General features: G+C 31.4%; 9 protein-coding genes and 1 pseudogene. All 10 read right to left on the bottom strand.

Annotated elements, in window-relative coordinates:
- Positions 1–335 precede the first annotated feature (335 nt).
- A complete protein-coding gene (locus CER22_RS33945; protein WP_001021331.1) occupies positions 336–545 on the bottom strand; it encodes a hypothetical protein in 210 nt (69 codons plus the stop codon).
- Between the two features lie 485 nt (positions 546–1,030).
- Positions 1,031–1,429 carry a zinc-ribbon domain-containing protein gene (locus CER22_RS33940; protein ID WP_256943770.1) on the bottom strand — a complete coding sequence of 133 codons (399 nt, stop codon included), beginning with the start codon at positions 1,427–1,429 and terminating at the stop codon, positions 1,031–1,033.
- An 18-nt stretch (positions 1,430–1,447) separates the two neighbouring features.
- Positions 1,448–2,041, bottom strand: coding sequence for a zinc-ribbon domain-containing protein (locus tag CER22_RS33935; protein ID WP_256943769.1), 594 nt, complete (start codon positions 2,039–2,041; stop codon positions 1,448–1,450).
- Between the two features lie 13 nt (positions 2,042–2,054).
- On the bottom strand, positions 2,055–2,357 hold the full coding sequence (locus tag CER22_RS30175) for a hypothetical protein (protein WP_088610412.1): 303 nt from the start codon (positions 2,355–2,357) through the stop codon (positions 2,055–2,057).
- A gap of 608 nt (positions 2,358–2,965) precedes the next feature.
- The gene (locus CER22_RS30170) at positions 2,966–3,484 is read right to left on the bottom strand and encodes a GNAT family N-acetyltransferase (RefSeq protein ID WP_088610411.1); all 519 of its coding nucleotides are present in this window, start codon (positions 3,482–3,484) and stop codon (positions 2,966–2,968) included.
- 556 nt (positions 3,485–4,040) lie between these two features.
- A complete protein-coding gene (locus tag CER22_RS30165) occupies positions 4,041–5,054 on the bottom strand; it encodes a hypothetical protein (RefSeq protein WP_088610410.1) in 1,014 nt (337 codons plus the stop codon).
- A gap of 84 nt (positions 5,055–5,138) precedes the next feature.
- Positions 5,139–5,627, bottom strand: a complete 489-nt coding sequence (locus tag CER22_RS30160) for a hypothetical protein (RefSeq protein ID WP_088610409.1) — start codon at positions 5,625–5,627, stop codon at positions 5,139–5,141.
- A 68-nt stretch (positions 5,628–5,695) separates the two neighbouring features.
- A pseudogene (locus tag CER22_RS30155) lies at positions 5,696–5,935 on the bottom strand (IS6 family transposase); the annotation flags it as partial.
- 214 nt (positions 5,936–6,149) lie between these two features.
- The gene (locus CER22_RS30150; RefSeq protein WP_088610408.1) at positions 6,150–7,517 is read right to left on the bottom strand and encodes a glycosyl hydrolase family 8; all 1,368 of its coding nucleotides are present in this window, start codon (positions 7,515–7,517) and stop codon (positions 6,150–6,152) included.
- A 452-nt stretch (positions 7,518–7,969) separates the two neighbouring features.
- Entirely contained in the window at positions 7,970–8,734 is a 765-nt protein-coding gene (locus CER22_RS30145) for an ADP-ribosyltransferase (RefSeq protein ID WP_088610407.1), read from the bottom strand.
- Positions 8,735–9,336: the final 602 nt, after the last annotated feature.

Here is a 9,336-nt window from a genome sequence, read left to right as displayed (position 1 = left end):
TTGGTGTCTTTGTTTAAAAAAGTACCCATTTTCTTGTCTCGATATATGGACAGGAAAGTGGGTACTAAATGAAATGTATCAGTAGATAATTCAGCATTTTTCACTATAAAATAAGTTCCTACTTTCATGTCTTTGTACAACAAAGACATGAAACTCTAAACTATTTAGACAAGAAAGTCTAAACTTTCATTTTGGGGACTTGCTTGGGTCAAGAAAATCCAAACTAAAATTTTATAGATTTACAGAACTAAATACATGTAATCTTGTGTGAACGTATAGGTTTAAATACTACGGTACTTTTATTTGTAAAAAAAAAGGCATCCTAAGATGCCTATCTATTCTGTAACAAATTTAAATACATAGTACATAAAAAATAGACAAGATAGATAGGCTAGCCTGCCAGCAATTGATTCTCTCATAAATTTCATAAGTATGACTTTGACAAGCAATGCTAAGAATAACGGTATAAACAGTACCATAGCAAGTTTAATTGCTATGTCATTTATTGTTGGATTAAATGGTTCAAAATTAATTATAATATTCACTTACCCTTCTATTATCTTTTTATTTATATAACATAATTATATAAATAAAATCACTGCAAAGATACTATAAGGTTCCTTCCTCCAACTAAACCACCTTAATTTTAATCGGTTCTGGTGCAAATATAGGACACATTTCAAGGAACAATCAGGATTCCTACTGAAATTGTTCTTTTTTATCATATGCATGGCTTCTACTCCTATATGATATTACCCTATATAACAAAAAAAGCACGGCTATGATTTCTAGGAGCATTGAAAATGTTCTATCGTACTAAATTTACTTTCATAAATAGAACATATAATAAAAGACCTTGCTACACAAAATAGCAAGGTCTAGATATAGTAAAATGAGCACCTTTGATATTTATAGGTACTTTTATTTAAATTCATTTCCACAAAATAACATGTAAAAAACTAAAAAAGCAAAAAGGACACTTTTTTAGTTTTTCTAGCTTCCCAGCACAAATTTGAAAAAAGATTTCAAGCTATCCTTCACTATCTTTAAATTTTCCTCTTAAATTCTTCTCAAAGATAACCCTATTATCTTCCATCTTATTATAAGTTTGAAATAAAGCTTCTCTTTTCTTTTTTCTTACCCTTGGTTCTGGAGGATAACATGACGGACATTTTGCAGCCCCTTCATGTCTAGCTTTGACCATTGCTTTATATTCATGTCCACACTTACCACAAACCCACCATGCTCTTTCGTTACATCTGGTAGATGTCTCCTCAGGTGTTGTTACACCATATACTTCTTTATTCTTTGTAGGATGCCATTCTTTTGCTATTTCTGGGTTATGAAGAGCAATTGACTGTTGATACTTTTCACACGTTCTACATCCCTTACCATTTTTCACTCTTAAATTTATTTTTTCTCTCCACATATGACCTTCTTTACAAACCTACATTACTTCCTCATTTGAAGTATAAATTGCCTCATATGGATTTCGGACTTTCTGCCGATAACATGTGTCAAAGATACAAAACTCCTTTGCTATCTCTGGATACATTGTTGCTAATGAGTTGTCTTTGCAAACTTTCTTGTTTGAACAGTACGGACACACACTTTTGTCATGAAGCCTACTTCTAACAGATTCTTTCCATTCATGACCCCTTCCGCAAATCCACCATCTAACACTCCAATTCTCTTCGTCAATCATCTCATTGTCAGGTGTTACATCTACATTTCTTTCAAAATTCCATTGTTTAGACAAGCTTGGATCAATCTCTCTAAGTGATTTAGCTTCTATCTTATTAACATTATTTAACTTATCTTGCTTTTCTTTTTTCTTCATACATTTAGGACAAAGCTCATCTTCAACTTTCACCCTACCACTAGGAGTTGATCCCCAAACATGCCCCTCAGAGCACTCCCACCAAATATATTCGTAACTTCCATATGTAATATCTTCAGGATTCAAGAGACCATTCTTGGTAGGATGCCATTCACTTAACAGCTTTTTAGAAAGACCTGTATTTATAAGTAAATTAATCATAGTATTCTCACCTCTACTTTTCTGATTCAATCCACCATTTGTCTGCGTTCAATTCTTCTGTAGTCATCTCATACTCATCTAATTTAACAATTTCATTTTCCCTATTAAGAAAGCGAGGCTTTACAAATATAGAAGCATTTCTATAACTATAACTTTCACCTATATACGCTTCAATTTTAGAAATCTCTAGCTTATAAACATATAATGGATGTGAATATATTTGTCCAACTTTAAAAGTTTTATCACTATTGTTTTCCGAAGAAATCTCTTCAACTTTCACTTTACTTGGAGGACCATGGAAATGACTATCCCACATTACGCTTCACCCTAACTTTAAATTTATTTAATTCTATTGTATCAGAATATTCACACGTGTAATTAGGCAAAAGGTATGATTTTCTCATTATTTTCATCTAGTATTATAATATAAATTACAGATATTACTGGCTAAGTAGTTTAGAGTTTCTTGTCCTATGTTCAAAAGTTTTAGACTTTTATGTCTTTCTAGGGGTACAGCCGAGATACGTGTAAAAATAGGTCATAGTCTTACTTTTATTTCCAGAGTCGATTTATTGAGATTATTAATATCGTTTTGTTTATTTTTATTAAGTGATTTGTCTATTATGGGTTAACCCTAATCATCCATTGATTGGTTACTGTAAATACTTAATTTCGATCGTATGATTAGGGTGTATGATAATAAGTTAAACAATTGTTGCTTTGAAATAAAGTTTGGTTAAAAACACCTTACAAACCCGTATTTTATGGTAAATAAAAAAAGCCATTTTGAAAAAAGATTGATCAAAATGGCTTTTTCTCTAGCATATTTAAGTTTCGATTTTATAAAAAAAAGTTTGATCATTTTCTACCTTTGATCTTAAACAATTACACCTGTTAATTAAACAAGGTTCACCTTTGTTATTCTTACTCAACACATAAGTCTGAAATTTCCTTCCAGGCATACGCAACATCCTCTACTACTGTTCCTCCAAACGTACTAGTCCTATGAATATATTCTTTTCCTCCCATACGTTCATAAAAACCAAGTCCAGATTTATTTTGTTTCATTACCCAAACCATCATAGAATAAATACCTTTTTCTTTAAAATGCTTAGCAATAGCTGAAATAAGCTGCCTACCAACACCTAATCCTCTACATTCCTGTAAGAGATAAAGCGAATATAGCTCTCCATCAAAATTCTTCTCATCAATACGTTTACCTGATGCAAAACCTATAATATTCCCTGTATCATTAATCGCAACATAAATAAAAGGTTCATTTTCGTTATTTAAAAAATCAATCCATCTTTTTGCTGCATCTTCGTACGATAATTCATCCAGATAATCTTCAGGTACTAGACCACGATAAGTAGTCCTCCAACTATCAACATAAACCCTTGAAACGCCCTTTATATCTTCTTTATTTGCTTTCCTAATTTCCAAGTTAAGTGCCTCCAATGCAAAACAGTAAAATAATAAAATTTATTATAACATTCTTTCTTCAATCCCAGTTGGCTTAACATGTGTTATTACATAATATGGCTCGTTTGCGGAACAAAAAAATCCTGCATATCATACAGGACTTTTAATCAAACTTTATTATAAAATATCCGACTTTATTTTAAATCAACAACTATGAAATATTTAATAGATATACCAAGGATTTTTACAAAGAAATACCAGGCAAAAAAACTTATTTTAAATATCATTGGAAATAAAAGTAAAACTATGACCTATTTTTACACGTATCTCGGTTGTACCCCTTTCTACACCCCTCTTTGCTGAACAAAGACATGAAAATGGATACTATATTATAAACGATAGCTTCTTTGATATCTAATTTTATTACATTAAGAAATATTTTACCTATCACTACACGCATACTGGTATTATATTAATTAAAACTTGTATTAAAAAAAGAAACCATATTGAAAATATAAATCAACATGGTTTCTTTTTTGATATTTTCTCTTTTTAATAGACATCATTTCACCAAATTTTACTTATCTTCTACATTTACTCCAACTCTAATCGCGGTATCTACTTGTTGATTGTAAATCGTTACTTTTTGAAAAGGATTATGTATTAAAATAGATGTTAAATCATACACTCCTTTCTCTTTTTTTATAGGAATTTTGGATTTTATGCTATAAACCGTATTTGGTTTTAAATCATAAAATAATACATCTTTATTATCGATAAATTTCATCTGTTCCCAGTCAAAAAATTGTATTAATGCATATTGTTTTCTTGTATCACTGTTATTGCCGACCTTCGTATAGAAATTCAGATCGTTCTCTTTAATTACATCTTGGATCAACCATCTCTTGTAATTATTTTCTTTAGCAATATAAACACCATCTAAAATATCTTCTGTTTTCTTTTCTCCGTAACTATTAAACTTGACTTGATTATTTACAGTTTCATCCCCTCCTACTACAGTACTGAGTCTTACAAACAGAAGATTAGATGAATCTGTTTGTTTTCTAAATTCTTCATCTAATGTTTTCTTATCCGGGAACTTAGCAATGACAAAAGTAATATCGTGTAATCCTTTTGGTAAAGGTGGAATTTCTATAGGGATTTCTATCGACTCACCCGCGCCTACTTTAAAGGTGAAATCTTTTGCCAACTCTCTATCATCTACTTTAAACTCACTTTGCTTATAATCAACAAGAAGAAACATCTTATACACTCGTTCAGTCTTAATAAGATTCCCTAAGGAAATGAATTTTTTGAAACTTTGATTTTCCTCTATATTAAAGTTAAAATCTTTTTCAATTTCTCCATTTTGATTGTATACTCCTAAATTAATTCCTCCAGTTTCAGCAAACGGTAATTTATCCCGATTTGCTGTACTTGCAATAGTTGATTTAAAATTCGTACTGTCTAATGAAACTTTTGGCTGATTATTAGTTTGATTTTCTCGTTTCTTTTCTGTTTCTTTTGTGCAGCCACTAAACAACAATAAAATAGATACTAATAGTATAGATATTAGCTTGTTATGACCCATTTCATCACCCCTAGATAAATTCTATAAATACGAAAAGCAAATTAGAATAATATTCTAATTTTCTCATGTTAATATCATGATATATCAAGTTCCGTAAGTTTCAGTCTGCCAGGTCTGATAGCCACTTAATTTAAATTCATGTGTACCGTAAGTCTCTCCATCTTCCCAAAGATTACTACCTACATAAACTTTTGCACCTGCATGGGAGGAATTATATTGAGCATCAGTTCCAGTATCTTTATAAATTCCATTGACATATCCCTTTGCCTTTGCATAAATATAATCAATTGTTTTTTTAGACGATTGATTACTGTTTGTATATGAATCAGAGATAGAACTTGCTCCACCTGTCTGGGTAAAATCTGAAAATGCAACATAATACGCTCCTCCAGCTAGACCGTTATTATTTGGGTCTAATGGTGCTGGAGAAAAAGTCTTTAATGCTTTTCTCTCAGCATCGTGTACAATTTCAGGAACTTTTTTCTCCGAAACTGTTTCACTTTCTTGTGCAAATGACTGAATAGGGAATGAAAGTAAGGCAATCATCGATAAAGACGTTATTGTTTTTTTCATATTTTTATTCCTTTCATAAAAAGAATATGTTCTTTATGACGCGTATGTTTCAGTTCTCCAAGTCTGTTGACCTTTACATATGTTTCATCCACTCTCCAGGAATTATTCGTTTGTTTCAAATGTTTCCGAATTCGCTCATTTAATTCCGGACCATACTGATGACCCCAACGCATAATGGTTGTGTGGGCCATCGATAAACCTTGCGCCTCCATCGTCTTCACTAAGTCACGAAAACTTAGGTTGTATGACTGTTAGTACAATCACATCAGTTGATAATGTTTCCATTTGAATAAATATTACTTCTTCATACTGATCACGCCCTTTTTAGCCTACCAGAATCAGAAATGCTAAGTTGTTGGTGATGAGTACCTCCCCCTCATATAAACAAGAAAATGTGTGAACAAAAAACGTAGGAGTATGTATTCCTACGTTTTTCGTTATAAGCGTTACTGCTACACGCCTATCTCTATATTTTTTGAAAGATGAGAAATTTCAACTTTGATATTCATAGAAATCTGAATTCTATTCCTTAAATTCAGACTGAACTTCTGAATTTATTGGGCTTTGTATGTTTTTTTCATCAGGAATCGGTTTCCACCAATTCCCACTTAAAAATAACATGGTCAATAGATTATAACTATCACTGAAATAGCTTTCTTTCTTATTCTTCATCCAATCCCAACCGCTATTCACCCAAGCTTGATTATTACTGTTGGTTGTACCGGCGGCAATAAATGGTGAAACGAATACAGCTGTTGGATAATCACCAATATTTGTTCCATCTAGTTTATAACCGTCTACAATTTTAGATGGATTACCCTTTGTTTTATTTTTTATCCACGTAGTAACCTTTTCAGAAATCACCTTACTTCTCTTTTCTCCATACATTGCATAGTCCATAACAATTCGGAGTGGTACACGACTCGCATTATAGTAATATGCATCGGTATGTTTTGATTCATCTAAAAAGTTTTTAGGTGCAGGCTGTGGTGGGTTTTTTACAACAAAATCAGAAATCAACCCTGTAGTTGGCGAGTATTTATTTGTAAATTGTGTATAAGTATTGTAGAGATTGTCAACAACATGAAGCCAAGTTTTATCCCCTGTAAATTCATAGAACGCTCTTAAATGAGACATCATCCAATCGGAAGGTCTAGTATCAAATGTATTTTTGGAACCCCAATCACCTAAATTCAAACTATTATTTTTGGTTACATTACTAGCCTTAATACCTTTTGTAATCATATTTTGAGCTTCTTTCAAATAGTTGATTGTGCCATTTGATCCCCATTGCTTATGAGCAAGAAGAAGTGAGTAAGCAATATCTAAATCCCCATCTGTCGCAGAATCAAAATGCCCTTGCGCCTTTTTGCTATCGGCTACAACCCAACCCATTAAATTGGGATTTTCAGAACTTTTAAAAGTTCTCGCTGTTTTAAATAAGCCATTATAAATAGTTTGGGCGTTTGAATCATAACCTGCCATTAAGACTGTGATGATCATACCATACCCCTGTCCTTCTGAAGTTCCTAACGGTTTAAATCCATCAGCATTTCCTGTGATTTCTCCTTTGACGTAGTAGCCACCTGGAAGTGAAGAAAGGTCATTCTTTAGATACTTCTTTTTCCAACTATTATAATAATTTTTAACTGAAGCATTCAAACTTTCTTGTGAAACATGATTCGGTTTAATAATCCCAGAGTAGTTTACTTGTTGTGGGAAGGGTTTTATCTCTTTAGCAACAGCTGATACTTGAGAATAATTTGATATAGTTGAAGTATCTCTTAATGAAGTGCTGTCTAAAGCCTCTGCAGAAGCACAATTAGTATAACTTGCTAATCCTATCCCCAATGCACATATAACGGTGAATATCTGTCTTTTTCGGCTCATTTTTTCGGCTCCTTAAAAAAATATTTTTCAAATACAGAAACGATCCTATGAACACTACTCTACTAATGTTTCCATTCCATTTTACTTATGATGTAAGTTATGGTTCCTGTAATAGAAATTCAAGTTATCATGGATAATAACCACGTAAGTTTATAGCCCCTCATGTGTTCCCGCTATCACAACAGTCACTGATAGACCAAATGTACTTTCAATATAACAACCATATCAAATTTCGTAACATGTTAACGTAAGAAATGAGAAAGAAGGCGTTTTCATAATTGATAAGAGTACCTTCTTTCCTATTTGAAAGCTAATATGTATTGCTGCCCTACATCCTTCAACTTATATATTCATACTATTCCCTCAATCAAAGTCGCGTTACTGTCTATTTTTATAAGTTTCAAAACTTATACTAGAAGGAAGCTTTGAATAATACGAAGGTGATTTTATTATTATCTTTTTACTAATGCCTCAATCTTTATATGCTTTTCATCATTACTTAATTCCATTTTACTTATAATATAAGTTGTATTTCTAGGGAGTAAAAACTCATATTGTCCTGGATAAGAACTATGTTTTTCTATATATCCTCCGTGTGTTCCAGCTAATGTTTTAAATTCTATTTGGAAAACTTTTGTGCTAACTATTGGAGTATTAGATAGCAAAGAAGTACTTATATATCCATATTCCGTTCTAGATTTCCCTTTATATTTTGCTTTCAATTTATTAAATTCTTCTTTATCGATTTTACCATTTTTTATTAATTTATTAGGGTCATCCATAAATGCAATAGGGTCATCTCCTCTGAATAAAATTACATCTTCAGGTATCTCACCTCTATTTAACACGCTGTCTAAAGCTAGAATATTATTTTTGTCGCTTTGATTTTTAATTTTTGTTATGTCTCCTTTGTTATCTCTTAGTGGTGTATTAAATTTCCCAGCATATTTTGTATAGCTATTTAAAACAGTCTGTTCATTTTTGTTTGGTTTCCATTTATTATATTGTTTTTCTCCCCATTTTTTTGCTTGTTCTGGCGTTTCACACACTTTATACTGTCCTTGTTTCTTACATTCAGTTGATTCTTTTGCCGCTACTTGATACATATTTTTTTCTTCTGAAAGTGAATCTGCATATGCACTGTGACCACTTACACCGAATAACATTGATCCTGCTACAACGGCAGTTGATAATAAACCTAGTGAACGTTTCAACATTACCACTCCTTAAAATTTATTTACATAACAAACGTACTCCTTTTTTTTTATTTTCGGAATACTTTTAAATGTTTTTCAAGAGAAGTCTGACTTGATATGTTTTTTATATTTTTATAACATAGGGTAATTTTTATAAATAATTTTCGAAGATTACAGTAATTGATACTCACAAAACTCAACATAAATGAGAAGGAATACATAAGAAAATTAAAGTCATTATTCGTTAATTATCTTGATATTTATACAAATTAATTAAATATTAATATAAAGTGAGGCGGACTATACGTAATTTCTAGGAATGAATAGAGGAATAATTTTATGTATATGAAAAACTATTATGTAATAGTAATATCCTTTTATGATTCCTAGATAAAAGAAATACAACGATAAAAAATAATAGATTCAAAAAAACATGTTCAACATTCGTCTAATTTTATATTTCCCACTATATTTATAGAGGAATCTTAACAAGAGGTTTGGCCAAGAAATGTAGCGATTAATCTGATTGTATTTTTTCTTTAATAGGGGTACCGTCACATCGCTATCAAGCTAAGATTATACAATGTCAAGTATAGTAGAGATTATTTCTTTTTTCTAAAAGC

The organism is Bacillus sp. K2I17, assembly GCF_002209985.1.
Lineage (GTDB): Bacteria > Bacillota > Bacilli > Bacillales > Bacillaceae_G > Bacillus_A > Bacillus_A wiedmannii.
This window is presented reverse-complemented; position numbering and strand designations above follow the sequence as displayed.

What these genes read in the sequence shown, in the direction of transcription:
- CER22_RS30160 (WP_088610409.1), bottom strand. Translation starts at nt 5,627, where the DNA reads ATGAAAAAAACAATAACGTCTTTATCGATGATTGCCTTACTTTCATTC.
- CER22_RS30145 (WP_088610407.1), bottom strand. Translation starts at nt 8,734, where the DNA reads ATGTTGAAACGTTCACTAGGTTTATTATCAACTGCCGTTGTAGCAGGA.
- CER22_RS30175 (WP_088610412.1), bottom strand. Translation starts at nt 2,357, where the DNA reads ATGTGGGATAGTCATTTCCATGGTCCTCCAAGTAAAGTGAAAGTTGAA.
- CER22_RS30150 (WP_088610408.1), bottom strand. Translation starts at nt 7,517, where the DNA reads ATGAGCCGAAAAAGACAGATATTCACCGTTATATGTGCATTGGGGATA.
- CER22_RS33940 (WP_256943770.1), bottom strand. Translation starts at nt 1,429, where the DNA reads ATGTGGAGAGAAAAAATAAATTTAAGAGTGAAAAATGGTAAGGGATGT.
- CER22_RS33935 (WP_256943769.1), bottom strand. Translation starts at nt 2,041, where the DNA reads ATGATTAATTTACTTATAAATACAGGTCTTTCTAAAAAGCTGTTAAGT.
- CER22_RS30165 (WP_088610410.1), bottom strand. Translation starts at nt 5,054, where the DNA reads ATGGGTCATAACAAGCTAATATCTATACTATTAGTATCTATTTTATTG.